We start from the raw sequence: 16,029 nt of genomic DNA, 5'->3' as shown, positions 1-16,029 counted from the left end.
CCATGCTGCGCTGGATGACTGCCGGGGAGTCCCACGGCCCTGCCCTGGTCGCCATGCTCGAGGGTCTGCCGGCCGGGGTCGAGGTCACGGTCGCCGACCTGCAGGCGGCCCTGGCCCGTCGACGGCTGGGTTACGGCCGCGGGGCGCGGATGTCGTTCGAGAAGGACCAGGTGAGCATCCTCGGCGGCTTCCGGCACGGGCTCTCGCTCGGCTCGCCCGTCGCGATCCACATCGCCAACACCGAGTGGCCCAAGTGGGAGACCGTGATGAGCCCCGGCCCGGTCGAGTCCGCCGCGCTCGCGGCGGCCGACGACGTCGGCGCCGAGAAGGAGCTGGCCCGCAACCGGCCGCTCACCCGCCCCCGCCCGGGGCACGCCGACCTGGTCGGCATGCAGAAATATGCCTTCACCGAGGCCCGCCCGGTGCTCGAGCGCGCCTCCGCCCGCGAGACCGCGGCGCGGGTGGCGCTCGGTCAGGTGGCGGCCTCGTTCCTGGAGCAGGCGTACGGCATCCGGCTGGTCTCGCACACCGTCGCGATCGGTGAGGCCGGCGCGAGCGACGACGCCGCGCCGCAGCCCGACGACGTCGACCGGCTCGACGCCGACCCGGTGCGCACGCTCGACACCGACGGCTCGGCCGCGATGGTCGCCGAGATCGACGCGGCCAAGAAGGACGGCGACACCCTGGGCGGCGTGGTCGAGGTGCTGGCCTACGGCCTGCCGCCGGGCCTCGGGTCGCACGTGCACTGGGACCGGCGCCTCGACGGCCGCCTCGCCGGGGCGCTGATGAGCATCCAGGCCATCAAGGGTGTCGAGGTCGGCGACGGCTTCCGCACCGCCGCGCGCCGAGGCTCGCGGGCGCACGACGAGATCGTGCGCGATCACGACGTGATCCACCGGGTGACCGACCGCGCCGGCGGCACCGAGGGGGGCATGTCCACCGGCGACCCGCTGCGGGTGCGCGCCGCGATGAAGCCGATCAGCACCGTGCCGCGGGCGCTGCGCACGGTCGACGTCGCGACGGGCGAGGCCGCCACGGCCATCCACCAGCGCTCCGACGTGTGCGCGGTCCCGGCGGCGGGGGTGGTGGCCGAGGCGATGGTCGCGCTGGTGCTGGCCGAGGCGTGCCTGGAGAAGTTCGGCGGCGACTCGGTGGCCGAGACCCGGCGCAACCTGGAGGGTTACCTCGCGGCGATCCCGGAGGTCATGCGGTCATGGTGAGCCGGAGCGGCGAGGAGCGCGCAGCGCAGGTTGCGGGCGACGAAGGAGCACGCGGCCGGAGCGGAGTGCGACCGAGCGCGACAGAGGGCATGAGCGGCGAGGAGCGCGCAGCGCAGGTTGCGGGCGACGAAGGAGCACGCGGCCGGAGCGGAGTGCGACCGAGCGCGACAGAGGGCATGAGCGGCGAGGAACGAGGCGACGGAGGAGCGCGGCCGCGGGTGGTGCTCATCGGGCCGCCGGGTGCCGGGAAGTCGACCGTGGGGCGGCTGCTCGCCGAGCGGTGGGGGCTCGACCTGGTCGACACGGATGCCGAGGTGGAGTCCGCGACCGGTCGCACGATCAGCGACATCTTCGTCGAGGACGGCGAGCCGGCATTCCGTGCGCTGGAGGTCGAGGCGGTGCGCGCCGCGGTGCGCCGGCCCGGGGTGCTGGCGCTGGGCGGTGGGGCACCCATGCAGGAGCCGGTCCAGGAGCTCATCGCCGACCTGCCGGTCGTGCTGCTCGAGGTCGGCATCGCTGACGCGTCTCCGCGCATCGGGTTCGACCGGTCGCGGCCGTTGCTGTCGGTCAACCCGCGGGCTCAGTGGTCGCGGCTGATGGAGCAGCGCCGCCCGACGTACGCCCGGCTCGCCGACGTCGTCGTCGACACCAGCGGGCGCTCGGCCGACGACGTGGCGACCGCCGTGGCGGCCGCGCTCGAGGACGGCGCGCCGTGACGATCGGGAGCGAGGAGCCGGGCGCCGAGGCGCTGGCCTCTCCCCGCACGATCGCGGTGGGCGATGTCTACGACGTGGTGATCGGGCGCGGTGTGCTCGGCAGCGGTGCGCCCGGGAGCGGTGCGCCCGGGAGCGGCACGCCCGGCCGCGGCACGCCGGGGAGCGGGGCGATCGCTCGGCTCGTCGGCGAGGGTGCCCGTCGGGTGCTGCTCGTGCACGCCCCCGGGGTGGCGGGGCTCGCGGGTCCGGTGCGCGACCAGCTGGCCGCGCAGGGTCTCGACGTGGTGGTCGAGCAGGTGCCCGACGCCGAGGAGGCCAAGACCGCCGCGGTGGCCGAGCGGCTGTGGCAGGTGCTGGGCGAGCACGACTTCACCCGCAGCGACGCGGTCGTGGCGCTGGGCGGGGGAGCGACCACCGACCTCGGCGGGTTCGTCGCCGCCACCTGGCTGCGCGGGGTGCGGGTCGTGCAGGTGCCGACCACGCTGCTCGGCATGGTCGACGCGGCCGTCGGCGGCAAGACCGGCATCAACACCGCCGCGGGCAAGAACCTCGTCGGTTCCTTCCACGAGCCGGCCGGCGTGCTGATCGACCTCGACACCCTGCGCACCCTCCCGCGGCCCGATCTCCTCGCCGGCATGGCCGAGGTCGTGAAGTGCGGCTTCATCGCCGACCCGCGCATCCTCGAGCTGCTCGAGGCCGATCCCGCGGCCGCGACCGACCTCGACGGCCCGGTGCTGCCCGAGCTGGTCGAGCGGGCCGTCGCGGTCAAGGCGAAGGTGGTGGCGGCCGACCTCAAGGAGTCCTCGCTGCGCGAGATCCTCAACTACGGCCACACCTTCGCCCACGCGATCGAGCAGGTCGAGGGTTACACCTGGCGCCACGGCGACGCCGTCGCGGTCGGCATGGTCTACGTCGCCGAGCTGGCCCGGTCCGCCGGCCTGGTCGACGACGCCCTGGTGGCCCGGCACCGCGAGGTGCTGGGCGCGCTCGGGCTGCCGACGACGTACGCACCCTCGGCCGGCCGCGGGTTCGATGACCTGCTGGCCGCGATGCGCCGCGACAAGAAGACGCGCGGTGCGCTGCTGCGGTTCGTGGCGCTGGACGGCGGGGTCGGGCGCACGACCCGGCTCGAGGGGCCGAGCGAGCAGCAGCTGCGCGGGGCGTACGACGCCGTCCGCGGCTGAGCAGCGCCGCTGAGCGTTCGGACCGTGCGGCTCAGTGCTCGGCCGTGCCGCTCGGTGGGGCCGAGCCGCCCTGCGGGGCGATGTCCAGCATGATCCGGCAGATCTCGTCGTCGAGCGAGCGGCCGAGCGTGCCCCAGCCGGGCTCGTAGTCGTAGATCTCGCGCAGCGTCCGGCCGTGCCGCTGGCCCTCCATCAGCTCGATGTCGTCGGGCGTGATCAGTCCCGGGTGCAGCACGCCGACGGCCTCGCTGACCTTGAGCAGGTCGCGGCGCAGCGTCTTGACGTAGGACGCCAGCCGCACCGCCTTGTCCGTCGGGTCCAGGCCGCGCGCCAGCCACGGGCTCTGCGTGGCGACGCCGGTGGGGCACTTGTCGGTGTGGCACTTCTGCGACTGGATGCACCCGACGGCGAGCATCGCCTCGCGCGCGACGTGCAGCAGGTCCACGCCGAGCGCCATCGCGGTGATGGCGTTCTTGGGCAGGCCGAGCTTGCCGGAGCCGACGAAGGTGACGTCGTCGGTGAGGCCGGCCGCCGCGAACATCCGGTAGACCCGGGTGAACGCCACGAAGAAGGGCAGCGCCACCGCGTCGCTGAACACCTGCGGCGCCGCGCCCGTGCCGCCCTCGCCGCCGTCGATGGTGACGAAGTCGACGCCGCGGTCGCCCCGGGCCATCTGCTCGGTGAGCCGCTCCCAGAACAGCAGGTCGCCGACGGCCGACTTCACACCGACCGGCAGACCGGTCTCGGCGGCGACGAGCTCGACCCAGTCGAGCATCGAGTCGACGTCGTGGAACTCCGCGTGCCGGCTGGGGCTGATGACGTCCTGGCCGAGCGGGACGCCGCGGATCTCGGCGATCTCCGGGGTGACCTTGGCCGCCGGCAGCACCCCGCCGAGGCCCGGCTTGGCCCCCTGGCTGAGCTTGATCTCGATGGCCCGCACGGGCGCGCTCGCGACGACGTCCTTCAGCCGGGCCAGGTCGAAGCGGCCCTGCTCGTCGCGGCAGCCGAAGTAGCCGGTGCCGATCTGCAGGATCAGGTCGCCGCCCTGCCGGTGGTGGGAGGACAGCCCGCCCTCGCCGGTGTTGTGCAGCGCCCCGGCCATCGCCACGCCCCGGTTGATCGCCTCGATCGCGGGACCGGACAGCGACCCGAAGCTCATCGCCGAGACGTTGACCACCGAGCACGGCCGGAACGCCTGCGCCCGGCCGCGCGCGGCGCCGAGGACCTTGGCCGAGGGCAGCGCCTCGTCCTCCCCGGCGTGCACCCCGCCCGCCGGCACGGCGGCGCTGAACGTGCGGTGCTTGATGATGGGGTAGCCCACGCCGTTCTCGACGTCGTCGTCGGTGCCGAACCCGATGTAGTTGTTCTCGTGCTTGGCCGAGGCGTAGATCCAGGAGCGCTGGTCGCGGCTGAACGGCCGCTCCTGGTCGTTGCTCGTCACGATGTACTGCCGCAGCTCCGGCCCGATGGTCTCCAGCAGGTATCTGCCGTGGCCGAGCACGGGGTAGTTGCGCAGCAGCGCGTGCTTCTTCTGGGTCAGGTCGCGCGCGGCGACACCGAGGGTCGCGATCGCGGCGACGCCGGCGGCTCGGGTCCAGCTCATGCCTCGCAGTCTGTCCCTCCGCGGGGCCGCGGCCAACCACCGAGCCGGGTGAGGCGTACGGCGGGGGCGGCGCAGCCCGGTAGACTGGGCGAAACCCCGATCCCCGGGCGCTCACGCGTGCCCAGCGGGGACCGTCCCGAGCGAAAGAGAACGATGGCCAGCACGAACGATCTGAAGAACGGCATGGTGCTCAACCTGGAGGGCCAGCTGTGGTCCGTGGTGGAGTTCCAGCACGTCAAGCCCGGCAAGGGTCCGGCCTTCGTGCGCACCAAGCTCAAGAACGTGCTCTCCGGCAAGGTCGTCGACAAGACGTTCAACGCGGGCGTCAAGGTCGACACCGCGAACGTCGACCGCTCGGACATGCAGTACCTCTACCGCGACGGTGAGGACTTCGTGTTCATGGACTCCAAGACCTATGACCAGATCCACGTGCCGGCCACGACCGTCGGCAAGGCCGCCGGCTTCCTGCTGGAGAACCAGGAGGCGATCGTCGCCCAGCACGACGGCACCGTGCTCTACATCGAGCTGCCGGCCTCGGTCGTGCTCGAGATCGCGCACACCGAGCCGGGCCTGCAGGGCGACCGCTCCACCGGGGGCACCAAGCCCGCGACGCTGGAGACCGGCGCCGTGATCCAGGTGCCGCTGTTCCTGGAGCAGGGCACCAGGGTCAAGGTCGACACCCGCGACGGTTCCTACCTCGGCCGGGTCAGCTGAGTGAGCAGGCCGACCGCGCGCACCAAGGCCCGCAGGGCCGCGCTGGACCTGCTGTTCGAGGCCGAGCAGCGCGGGGTCAACGCCGTCGACCTGCTGGAGCAGCGGATCGCCGAGCCCAGCGGTGACATCCCGCCGCGCGAGCACACCGACACCCTGGTGCGCGGCGTCGTCTCGCGCTGGCACCCGATCAACGAGGCGCTGACGACCTACAGCCAGGGCTGGCCGCTGGAGCGGATGCCCGCCGTGGACCGTGCGCTGCTGCGGGTCGCGACGTTCGAGGTGCTCTACCTCGACGACGTGCCCGACGGCGTCGCCATCAGCGAGGCGGTGGCGCTCGCGACCGAGCTGTCCACCGACGAGTCGCCCGCCTTCATCAACGGGTTGCTCTCGCGCATCGCCGACGTGAAGGCCACCCTGGTCTGAGCGGCGACGAGGGGGAGGGAGCCAGCCGATGGCGTACGACGTCGGACCGGGCATGAGCACCAGCCCGGCCACCCGTGTGGCCCCCGAGCACGAGCGGACCGGCCAGGGGGCCGGCCGCATCGGCCTGATCGACGTGGCCCGCGGTGTCGCGATCGTCGCGGTCGTGGTCTACCACCTGGTGTGGGACCTGGGTGACCTCGGGCTGATCGACAGCACCCCGGCCCAGGGCGAGACCGGCAAGAACGTCGCGCACGGCATCGCCGGGTCGTTCATCTTCCTGGTCGGCGTGAGCCTGGTGCTGGCGCACGGCGACCGGTTCCGGCCGCGCAAGTTCCTGCGCCGGCTGGCCGAGCTGGTCGGCTACGCCCTGCTGGTCAGCGTGGTGACGCTGCTGATCTTCCCGAGCCAGTGGGTCAGCTTCGGCATCCTGCAGTGCCTCGCGGTCGCGAGCGTGCTGGCGCTGCCGTTCCTGCGGGCCTCGCGGCTGCTCGCGGTCGGCGCCGCGGTGCTGGCGTTCGCGCTGCCCGGGCTGGTCACGATCCCCGGCGACTCGCGCTGGCTGTCCTGGACCGGACTCACCGAGGGTGTGCAGCCGACCATCGACCACGCCCCGCTGCTGCCGCTGTTCGGGCTGACCCTGCTCGGGATCGTGCTGATGCGCACGCTGCGCGAGCGGGGCGACGACGTACGCCTGGCGCGGGTGCGCACCGACCGTGGGCCGCTCGGGTGGCTGGCCTTCGTCGGGCGGCACACCCTGGTGATCTACCTGCTGCACCAGCCGATCCTGCTGGGGCTGCTGAACGCGTGGGTCTGGCTGCGGCGCTGAGGTCTCGGCTGAGGTCTCGAAAGTGGGTCTCGAGCAACTCTGAGACGGGCGTCCGGGGCAGGGCGGGGCAGGCGGTACGATCGTCGGCGAACGACATCCTTTAACGATTCCGTCCCGTGAGGCGGCGAAGGAGGTCCGCGCTGTGGCGCGTCCCGACGCAGACGTACCCGCGGCCGCTGGTGATCCGTCCCAGCCCGGCCGCACCGTTCTCAGTCCCGGTGACATCTCCCGGGCCCTCCGGCGCATCGCGCACGAGGTGATCGAGCACAACAAGGGCACCGACGACCTCGTCGTGCTCGGCATCCCGAGCCGCGGTGTGGCGCTCGCCGAGCGGCTGGCCGCCGCCCTGGAGGACGTCGAGGGCGGGCCGGTGCCGGTCGGTGCGCTCGACGTGACGATGTATCGCGACGACCTGCGCCGTCAGCCGGTGCGCCAGGCGCACAGCACCGCGATCCCCGAGGGCGGCATCGACGACAAGGTCGTGGTGCTCGTCGACGACGTGCTGTTCTCCGGGCGCACGGTGCGCGCCGCGCTCGACGCGCTCGGCGACCTGGGCCGACCCCGCGCCGTACGCCTGGCCGTGCTGGTCGACCGCGGTCACCGCGAGCTGCCCATCCGGGCCGACCACGTGGGCAAGAACCTCCCGACCGCCAAGTCCGAGCGCGTGACCGTGCGGCTCGCCGAGCACGACGGTGGCGACGACGCGGTCCAGATCGTCGACGGAGACCCGCGATGAAGCACCTGCTGTCCGCCGCCGACCTGAGCCGCGCGGACGTCACCCAGATCCTCGACACCGCAGAGCAGATGCACGACGTGCAGCGCCGCGACGTCAAGAAGCTGCCCGCCCTGCGCGGGCGCACCGTCGTCAACCTGTTCTTCGAGGACTCCACCCGCACCCGCAGCTCCTTCGAGATCGCCGGCAAGTGGCTCTCGGCCGACGTCATCAACGTCTCGGCCAAGGGGTCGTCGGTGAGCAAGGGGGAGTCGCTGCGCGACACGGTGCTCACCGTCGGCTCGATGGGGGTCGACGCCCTGGTGATCCGGCACCACGCGAGCGGCGCGCCGCGCCAGGTCGCCGACTGGGTCGACGCCTCGGTGGTCAACGCCGGCGACGGCACGCACGAGCACCCCACGCAGGCGCTGCTCGACGCGTACACGATGCGCAGCCGGCTCGGCGACCTCGAGGGCCGGCACGTCGCGATCGTCGGCGACCTCACCCACTCGCGGGTCGTGCGCTCGAACCTGATCCTGCTGCGCACGCTCGGCGCCCGGGTCACCCTGGTCGCGCCGCCCACCCTGATGCCGAGCGGCATCGGGGCCTGGTCGAAGCACGACGGCTTCGCGACGACGTACGACCTCGACGCCGTCCTGCCCGACGTCGACGCGGTGATGATGCTGCGCGTGCAGCGCGAGCGGATGTCGGGCGGCTACTTCCCGACGCCCCGCGAGTACACCGTGGGCTACGGCCTCACCCGCGACCGGCTGCGGCTGCTGCCCGAGCACGCCGTCATCGCCCACCCCGGGCCGATGAACCGCGGTCTGGAGATCGCTGCCGACGCCGCCGACGAGGCCCGGTCGGTGATCCTCGACCAGGTGTCGGCCGGGGTCGCGGTGCGGATGAGCGTGCTCTACCACCTGCTGGCCGGCTCGGCCGAGGGGGCCGAATCCTGATGGGAGACAACGTGACTGGAGCGGACGCCGGTCAGGTGACCGTGATCCGCGGGGCCGACCTCGCCGGGGCCGGACGGGGCGACCTGCTGCTGCGCGACGGGCTGGTCGCCGAGGTCGGTTCGGTGCGCGCGCCGAAGGGCGCCGCCGTCGTCGACGCCGACGGGCTCGTGGCGCTGCCCGGCCTGGTCGACCTGCACACCCACCTGCGCGAGCCCGGCCGCGAGGACGCCGAGACGGTGCGCAGCGGCTCCGCGGCCGCTGCCGCCGGCGGCTTCACCGCGGTGCTGGCGATGGCCAACACCTCCCCCGTGACCGACACCGCCGAGGCCGCCGAGCGGGTGCTCGACCTCGGGCGTGCGGCCGGCCTGGTCGACGTGCAGCCGGTGGGTGCGGTGACCAAGGGGCTCGCGGGCGAGGAGCTCGCCGAGCTCGGGCTGATGGCCCGGTCGCGAGCAGCCGTGCGGGTGTTCAGCGACGACGGCAAGTGCGTGCACGACGCCCGGCTGATGCGCCGCGCGCTGGAGTACGTCAAGGCGTTCGACGGGGTCGTCTCGCAGCACGCGCAGGACCCGCGGCTCGCCGACGGGCAGGCCTGCTGCCACGAGGGCGAGCTGTCCGGCCGGCTGGGGCTGCCCGGCTGGCCCGGCGTCGCCGAGGAGACGATCGTCGCGCGCGACGTGATGCTCGCGCGGCACACCGGGTCGCGGGTGCACGTCGCCCACGTGTCGACCGCCGGGTCGGTCGAGGTCGTGAGATGGGCCAAAGCACAAGGGATCTCGGTCACCGCCGAGGTCACCCCGCACCACCTGATGCTCACCACCGACCTGCTCACCGACTACGACCCGGTGTTCAAGGTCAACCCGCCGCTGCGGCCGCAGGAGGACGTCGAGGCCCTGCGCGCCGCCCTCGCCGACGGCACCGTCGACGCGGTCGCCACCGACCACGCTCCGCACGCGCGGCACGACAAGGAGCACGCGTTCGCCGAGGCCGCGTTCGGGATGCTCGGCCTCGAGCAGGCCCTGTCGGTCGTCGCGACGGTGATGGTGCAGCCCGGGCTGATGACCTGGGCCGACGTGGCCGCCGCGATGTCGACCCGCCCGGCGCGCATCGCCGGGCTCACCGGGCAGGGCCGCCCGCTGGAGCCGGGCGAGCCGGCCAACCTGGTCCTGGTCGACCCCGCGGCCACCGCGACCGTCGACCGGGCCGACAGCAGGTCGCTGTCGCGCAACAACCCCTGGCACGGACGCGAGCTCACCGGCCAGGTGCGCGCGACCTACCTGCGGGGCACGCAGACGCATGAGCACGGACAGACCCAGCAGCAAGGAGAATCGGCGTGACCGACGAGCTGACAACCGGACCCGCACGGGGCCGCTACGCCGAGCGCGGGCCGGCGGTGCTGGTGCTGGAGGACGGGCGCACGTTCGAGGGCCGCTCCTACGGCGCGGTCGGCACCACGACCGGCGAGGCGGTCTTCTCCACCGGCATGACCGGCTACCAGGAGACGCTGACCGACCCCAGCTACCACCAGCAGGTCGTCGTCATGACCGCGCCGCACGTCGGCAACACCGGCGTCAACGACGAGGACGCCGAGTCGCGGCGCATCTGGGTGTCCGGATACGTCGTGCGCGACCCGGCCGTACGCCCGTCCAGCTGGCGCGCGACGCGCACCCTGGAGGACGACCTGGCCGACCAGGGCGTGGTCGGCATCTGCGAGATCGACACCCGCGCGCTGACCCGCCACCTGCGCGAGCGCGGCGCGATGCGCGTGGGCATCTTCAGCGGCGAGGACGCCGAGCGGCCGCGCCGCGACCTGGTGGCCGACGTGTGCGAGCAGCCGGCCATGGCCGGCTCCGAGCTGGCCTCGGAGGTCTCGACCGACGAGGCGTACGTCGTGCCGGCGGTGGGGGAGAAGCGGTTCACCGTCGCCGCGGTCGACCTCGGCATCAAGGCGATGACTCCGCAGCTGATGAGCGAGCGCGGCATCGAGGTGCACGTGCTGCCGGCCGACTCGACGATCGAGCAGATCCGCGAGGTCGCGCCCGACGGAGTGTTCTTCTCCAACGGGCCCGGCGACCCGTCGTCCGCCCCGCAGGTCGACCTGCTGCGCGAGGTGCTCGACGCGCGGATCCCGTTCTTCGGCATCTGCTTCGGCAACCAGATCCTCGGGCGGGCGCTCGGCTTCGGCACGTTCAAGCTGAAGTACGGCCACCGCGGCATCAACCAGCCGGTGCTGGACCGCTCGACCGGGAAGGTCGAGGTGACCGCGCACAACCACGGGTTCGCCGTGGACGCGCCGACCGAGGGCGAGGTGCAGGCGCCGTCCGACGCGCAGGCGGGGACGGCGTACGGCCGGGTGCGGGTGAGCCACGTCTGCCTCAACGACGACGTGGTCGAGGGGCTGGAATGCCTTGACCTGCCTGCGTTCTCGGTGCAGTACCACCCCGAGGCGGCGGCCGGTCCGCACGACGCGGGGTATCTGTTCGACCGGTTCGTGGATCTGATGAGCGAAAACGAGGGAGTGCGCGCCTGATGCCCAAGCGTGACGACATCAAGAGCGTGCTCGTGATCGGGTCCGGCCCGATCGTGATCGGGCAGGCTGCGGAGTTCGACTACTCCGGCACCCAGGCCTGCCGGGTGCTGCGTGAGGAGGGGATCCGGGTCGTCCTGGTCAACTCCAACCCGGCGACGATCATGACCGACCCGGAGATGGCCGACGCGACGTACGTCGAGCCGATCACCCCCGAGGTGGTCGAGGCGATCATCGCCAAGGAGCGGCCCGACGCGGTGCTCGCGACGCTCGGCGGGCAGACCGCGCTCAACACGGCGATCTCGCTGCACGAGGCGGGGGTGCTGGAGAAGTACGACTGCCCGCTGATCGGGGCCAACGTCGAGGCGATCCAGCTGGGCGAGGACCGCGAGCGGTTCAAGGGCGTCGTCGAGAAGGTCGGCGCCGAGTCGGCCCGCTCTCTGATCGCGCGCTCGATGGACGAATGTCTTTCTGCCGCAAAGGAGCTCGGCTACCCGATGGTCGTGCGTCCGTCGTTCACGATGGGCGGCCTCGGGTCCGGCTTCGCGTTCGACGAGGACGACCTGCGACGCATCGCCGGGGCGGGGCTGCAGGCCAGCCCGACCACCGAGGTGCTGCTCGAAGAGTCGATCCTGGGGTGGAAGGAGTACGAGCTCGAGGTCATGCGCGACCGCGCCGACAACGTCGTCGTGGTCTGCTCGATCGAGAACCTCGACCCGATGGGCGTGCACACCGGCGACTCGATCACCGTGGCGCCCGCGCTGACGCTGACCGACCGGGAGTACCAGCGGATGCGCGACATCGGCATCGCGGTCATCCGCGAGGTCGGCGTCGACACCGGCGGCTGCAACATCCAGTTCGCGGTGAACCCGCAGGACGGCCGGATCATCGTCATCGAGATGAACCCGCGGGTGTCGCGCTCGAGCGCGCTCGCCTCGAAGGCCACCGGCTTCCCGATCGCCAAGATCGCGGCGAAGATGGCGATCGGCTACACCCTCGACGAGGTGCCGAACGACATCACCTCCTCCTCGACGGTCGACGGCACCGGCGCGTGGTACCCCGCGGCGTTCGAGCCGACGCTCGACTACATCGTCGTGAAGGTGCCGCGCTTCGCGTTCGAGAAGTTCCCCGCGGCCGACCCGACGCTCACCACGACGATGAAGTCGGTGGGCGAGGCCATGGCGATCGGGCGCAACTTCACCGAGGCGCTGCAGAAGGCGCTGCGCTCGACCGAGCGCAAGGGGTCCTCCTTCCACTGGGACCCCGAGTCGCTGCCGACCACCGAGATGGCGCGGGCCCTGCTGCAGGAGGCCAAGACGCCGACCGACGGGCGGATCGTGCTGGTGCAGCAGGCGCTGCGCGGCGGTCTCAGCGTCGAGGAGGTGCACGAGGAGACCGGCATCGACCCGTGGTTCCTCGACCAGATGCAGCTCATCAACGACCTGGCCGACGAGCTGGCGCAGGCCGACCAGCTGACCCCGGAGCTGCTGCGCCGGGCCAAGCGGCACGGCTTCAGCGACGCCCAGCTGGCGCAGATCACCCAGACGCCCGAGGCGGTCGTGCGGGGCGTGCGCCACGCCCTCGGGGTGCGGCCGGTCTACAAGACCGTCGACACCTGCGCGGCGGAGTTCGCGGCGCACACGCCGTACTACTACAGCTCCTACGACTCCGAGACCGAGGTGCTGCCGCGCGAGCGGCCGGCCGTCATCATCCTGGGCTCCGGGCCGAACCGGATCGGGCAGGGCGTGGAGTTCGACTACTCCTGCGTGCACGCGTCGTTCGCGTTGCGCGACAAGGGTTTCGACACCGTGATGGTCAACTGCAACCCCGAGACGGTGTCCACCGACTACGACACCTCCAGCCGGCTCTACTTCGAGCCGCTGACGCTGGAGGACGTGCTCGAGGTGGTGCACGCCGAACGGGTGGCGGGTCCGCTCGCCGGCGTGATCGTGCAGCTCGGCGGGCAGACGCCGCTGGGCCTCGCCAAGGCGCTCAAGGAGGCCGGTGTGCCGATCGTCGGCACGTCGCCCGAGGCGATCGACCTCGCCGAGGACCGTGGGGCGTTCGGCCGGGTGCTCGCCGAGGCCGACCTGCCCGCACCGCGGCACGGGACGGCGTATAGCACCGACGACGCGATCGAGGTCGCGCGCGAGATCGGCTACCCCGTCCTGGTGCGCCCGTCGTACGTCCTCGGCGGCCGGGGCATGGAGATCGTGTACGACGACGAGACGCTGGCGTCCTACGTCACCCGCGCGACCACCGCGTCGCCGGAGTACCCCGTGCTGGTCGACCGCTTCCTCGACGAGGCGATCGAGATCGACGTGGACGCGCTCTACGACGGTCGCGAGATGTATCTCGGCGGGATCATGGAGCACATCGAGGAGGCCGGCATCCACTCCGGTGACTCGGCGTGCGTGCTGCCGCCGGTGACGCTCGGACCCGAGGAGATGGAGCGCGTACGCCGCTCGACCCTGGCCCTCGCGGAGGGCATCGGGGTGCGTGGGCTGATGAACGTGCAGTTCGCGCTGGCGCAGGACGTGCTCTACGTCCTGGAGGCGAATCCCCGTGCGAGCCGGACGGTTCCGTTCGTCGCCAAGTCGACCGGGGTGCCGATCGCCAAGGCCGCGGCCCGGATCATGCTCGGCGAGACGATCGAGGAGCTGCGCGAGGAGGGGCTGCTGCCGCCGCACGGCGACGGCGGCATGATGCCGATCCACGCGCCGGTCAACGTCAAGGAGGCGGTGCTGCCGTTCAAGCGGTTCCGCACCCGCGAGGGCCAGGTGGTCGACAGCCTGCTCGGGCCCGAGATGCGCAGCACCGGCGAGGTCATGGGCATCGACGACGCCTTCGGCTCGGCGTTCGCCAAGAGCCAGCTCGCGAGCACCTCGGGGCTGCCGGCCGAGGGCACGGTCTTCGTGTCCGTCGCCAACCGCGACAAGCGCGCGATGATCTTCCCGGTGAAGCGGCTGGCCGACCTCGGCTTCCGCCTGCTGGCCACGGCCGGCACGGCAGATGTGCTGCGGCGCAACGGGATTCACGCCGAGGTCGTGCACAAGCACCACGCGGGGCAGCGGGCCGACGGTCCGCGCACGATCGTCGACCACATCCTGTCCGGCGAGGTCGGCATGGTCGTCAACACCCCGTCGGGGCGTGACGCGCGGGCCGACGGCTACGCCATCCGCGCGGCCACGACCAGCGTCGACAAGCCGATCATCACCACGGTGCAGCAGCTCGCGGCCGCGGTGCAGGGCATCGAGGCGCAGCGCACCGGGATCACCCGGGTCAAGGCGTTGCAGGAGCACGCCGCCGAGCTGGATCTGTATGGCCAGCAACCGGATCCGGGCGCGAGCGAGGGCGCATGACCGTCGCCGTCACCGGGGAGCTGATCGCGACGCGCAAGGTCGGGGCGTTCACGCACCTGACGTTCGTCGCGCCCGGTGTCGGGGAGATCGCGCGGCCGGGGCACCTGGTGTCGGTCGCCGTGGGCGACGCGGTGTCGGCGCTCGTGGCGAGACGCACGGTGCCGCTGCACGCGGTGACGCCGAGCGGGACGTACGGCGGGACGGTGGACATCGTCGTCGACGGCGACCGCGACCCGGGGATGCGCTGGCTGGCCGACCGTCGGGTGCACGACGAGGTGGCGCTGATCGCTCCGCTGGGGCGGGCGTTCCCGCTGCCGCAGGAGCCGCTGCCGTGCCTCGTCGTCGGCGTCGACACGGCGGCCGCGCCGCTGGCCTGGCAGGCGCGCGCCCTGCGCGACCGCGGCTGCCCGGTCGAGCTGGTGGTGGCCGGGTCGGACGACCGGCACCTGTTCGGTGTCGTCGAGGCGCGGCGGACCATCGGCAACGTGACGGTCGTGACGCCGGGGGAGACCGGGCTGCACGAGCCGCTGCGCGCGGCGGTGCGCGCGGGCGTGCGCCGGCAGGACGCGGCGATCGTCTACGCCGCGGCCCGGGCCCAGGAGCTGGCCGTCGTCACGCCGCTCGCGGAGTCGCTGGGCGCGGTGACGCAGGTGGCCATCCACGAGGACATGCCGTGCGGGACCGGGCTGTGCTCGGCGTGCACGCTGCCGGTGCGCGGCCGCGACGACCGGGTGCACAGCATCCGGGCGTGCAGCGACGGGCCGATCGTGCGGGGCGCGCGGGTGGTGTGGGACCAGTACCTGGCCGGCCTCGCGGGTGAGCTGGAGGCGCGCGCGTGAGCGTGAACCTGCGGGTGTCGGTCGGTGGGCTGCGCCTGACGTCGCCGGTGATGGCCGCGGCGGGGTGCGGCGGGTTCGGTCACGAGCTCGCCAGGCTCGGGGTGCTGGAGCACCTCGGCGCGCTCGTGACGCCGTCGATCAGCGCGTCGTCGCACCCGACGCAGCACCGCGTCCGGCTGACCGAAGCGCCGAGCTCCCTTGTGCTGCCGACGGATTGGCCGACCATCGGCACCGACACGATGCAGCCGACGCGGGTGCCGTGGGAGGGCGAGCAGGGCGTACCGGTCGTCGCGTCGCTCGTCGGGTCGACCAGCGGTGAGTTCGCGCAGGCGGCCGCGGGGCTGCGGCGGCGCACGCTGCTGCGCGGGGTGGGCGGAGTCGAGGTCAACCTGGCCTGCCCCGACGCGGGCAACAAGGGAATCCCGTTCTCCTACGCCGACTTTGCCGCGACGAAGGTCATCGCGAGGGTGCGTGAGGAGCTGCCGCGCAACGTGCCGGTGCTGGCCAAGCTCAGCGCCGACGTGAGCGACGTCGTCGAGATCGCGCGCGGCTGCGTGAAGTCCGGCGCCGAGGCCGTCGTGGTCACGAGCCCGCTGCGGGCGCTGTCGATGACCGGCGTACGCCTGTCGCTGCCCGCGCGCTCCGCGGGCCTGTCGGGACCGGCGCTGCTGCCGGTCACGCTGCGCGCGGTGCACGACCTCGCGGCCGCGATCCGCGACGGACGGCTGCCGCCGGTGGCGATCGTGGCGGTCGGCGGGATCTCGAACGGGCACGACGCGGCGCAGGCGATGGCGGCGGGCGCCAGCGCGGTGCAGCTCGGGACGGCGCTGATTCACGACCCGGGGGCGCTGCGCACGTTCCGGGACGAGCTGGTCGCCGACCTGCAGGCGCTGGGGCTGCACGACGTGCAGCAGCTGGTGGGCCTGGTGCACCGGTGACCGCCC

General features: G+C 72.9%; 14 protein-coding genes. 13 read left to right on the top strand and 1 reads right to left on the bottom strand.

Annotated features, from left to right (window positions below; all coding sequences use genetic code 11):
- The first annotated feature begins 2 nt into the window (after nt 1–2).
- The 3 genes from aroC (at nt 3) to aroB (ending at nt 3,120) form a co-directional block, all read left to right on the top strand.
- Nucleotides 3–1,220, top strand: a complete 1,218-nt coding sequence (gene aroC / locus FB554_RS07610; RefSeq protein WP_142005410.1) for a chorismate synthase — start codon at nt 3–5, stop codon at nt 1,218–1,220.
- A gap of 176 nt (nt 1,221–1,396) precedes the next feature.
- Nucleotides 1,397–1,936 carry a shikimate kinase gene (locus tag FB554_RS07605; RefSeq protein ID WP_142005409.1) on the top strand — a complete coding sequence of 180 codons (540 nt, stop codon included), beginning with the start codon at nt 1,397–1,399 and terminating at the stop codon, nt 1,934–1,936.
- A complete protein-coding gene (gene aroB, locus FB554_RS07600; RefSeq protein ID WP_392426193.1) occupies nt 1,933–3,120 on the top strand; it encodes a 3-dehydroquinate synthase in 1,188 nt (395 codons plus the stop codon). The genes FB554_RS07605 and aroB overlap by 4 nt, the downstream gene beginning before the upstream one ends.
- Before the next feature lie 31 nt (nt 3,121–3,151).
- On the opposite strand, the gene FB554_RS07595 is transcribed toward aroB, so the two are convergent.
- Nucleotides 3,152–4,723, bottom strand: a complete 1,572-nt coding sequence (locus FB554_RS07595; protein ID WP_142005408.1) for an FMN-binding glutamate synthase family protein — start codon at nt 4,721–4,723, stop codon at nt 3,152–3,154.
- 153 nt (nt 4,724–4,876) lie between these two features.
- On the opposite strand from FB554_RS07595, the gene efp reads away from it, so the two are divergent.
- The 10 genes from efp (at nt 4,877) to FB554_RS07545 (ending at nt 16,023) form a co-directional block, all read left to right on the top strand.
- Entirely contained in the window at nt 4,877–5,437 is a 561-nt protein-coding gene (gene efp, locus FB554_RS07590; RefSeq protein WP_142005407.1) for an elongation factor P, read from the top strand.
- On the top strand, nt 5,438–5,860 hold the full coding sequence (gene nusB / locus FB554_RS07585) for a transcription antitermination factor NusB (RefSeq protein ID WP_142005406.1): 423 nt from the start codon (nt 5,438–5,440) through the stop codon (nt 5,858–5,860).
- A 28-nt stretch (nt 5,861–5,888) separates the two neighbouring features.
- Entirely contained in the window at nt 5,889–6,686 is a 798-nt protein-coding gene (locus FB554_RS07580; RefSeq protein ID WP_142005405.1) for an acetyltransferase domain-containing protein, read from the top strand.
- A gap of 142 nt (nt 6,687–6,828) precedes the next feature.
- The gene (gene pyrR, locus FB554_RS07575) at nt 6,829–7,422 is read left to right on the top strand and encodes a bifunctional pyr operon transcriptional regulator/uracil phosphoribosyltransferase PyrR (RefSeq protein ID WP_142005404.1); all 594 of its coding nucleotides are present in this window, start codon (nt 6,829–6,831) and stop codon (nt 7,420–7,422) included.
- On the top strand, nt 7,419–8,357 hold the full coding sequence (locus FB554_RS07570; protein WP_142005403.1) for an aspartate carbamoyltransferase catalytic subunit: 939 nt from the start codon (nt 7,419–7,421) through the stop codon (nt 8,355–8,357). The genes pyrR and FB554_RS07570 overlap by 4 nt, the downstream gene beginning before the upstream one ends.
- The gene (locus FB554_RS07565; RefSeq protein WP_142005402.1) at nt 8,357–9,694 is read left to right on the top strand and encodes a dihydroorotase; all 1,338 of its coding nucleotides are present in this window, start codon (nt 8,357–8,359) and stop codon (nt 9,692–9,694) included. Before FB554_RS07570 ends, FB554_RS07565 begins: the two co-directional genes overlap by 1 nt.
- On the top strand, nt 9,691–10,887 hold the full coding sequence (gene carA, locus FB554_RS07560) for a glutamine-hydrolyzing carbamoyl-phosphate synthase small subunit (protein WP_236022332.1): 1,197 nt from the start codon (nt 9,691–9,693) through the stop codon (nt 10,885–10,887). The genes FB554_RS07565 and carA overlap by 4 nt, the downstream gene beginning before the upstream one ends.
- Complete coding sequence (gene carB / locus FB554_RS07555) at nt 10,887–14,246, top strand: carbamoyl-phosphate synthase large subunit (protein ID WP_142005401.1); 3,360 nt, start codon at nt 10,887–10,889, stop codon at nt 14,244–14,246. Before carA ends, carB begins: the two co-directional genes overlap by 1 nt.
- Nucleotides 14,243–15,085 (top strand): iron-sulfur cluster-binding protein, encoded by an 843-nt coding sequence (locus FB554_RS07550; RefSeq protein ID WP_142005400.1) that lies wholly within the window; start codon nt 14,243–14,245, stop codon nt 15,083–15,085. The genes carB and FB554_RS07550 overlap by 4 nt, the downstream gene beginning before the upstream one ends.
- Nucleotides 15,082–16,023 carry a nitronate monooxygenase gene (locus tag FB554_RS07545; RefSeq protein ID WP_142005399.1) on the top strand — a complete coding sequence of 314 codons (942 nt, stop codon included), beginning with the start codon at nt 15,082–15,084 and terminating at the stop codon, nt 16,021–16,023. Before FB554_RS07550 ends, FB554_RS07545 begins: the two co-directional genes overlap by 4 nt.
- Nucleotides 16,024–16,029: the final 6 nt, after the last annotated feature.

The sequence above is a fragment of the Barrientosiimonas humi genome (assembly GCF_006716095.1).
Classification (GTDB): domain Bacteria; phylum Actinomycetota; class Actinomycetes; order Actinomycetales; family Dermatophilaceae; genus Barrientosiimonas; species Barrientosiimonas humi.
The sequence above is the reverse complement of the archived record's forward strand: the minus strand, read 5'-3'. Positions and strand labels throughout refer to the sequence as shown.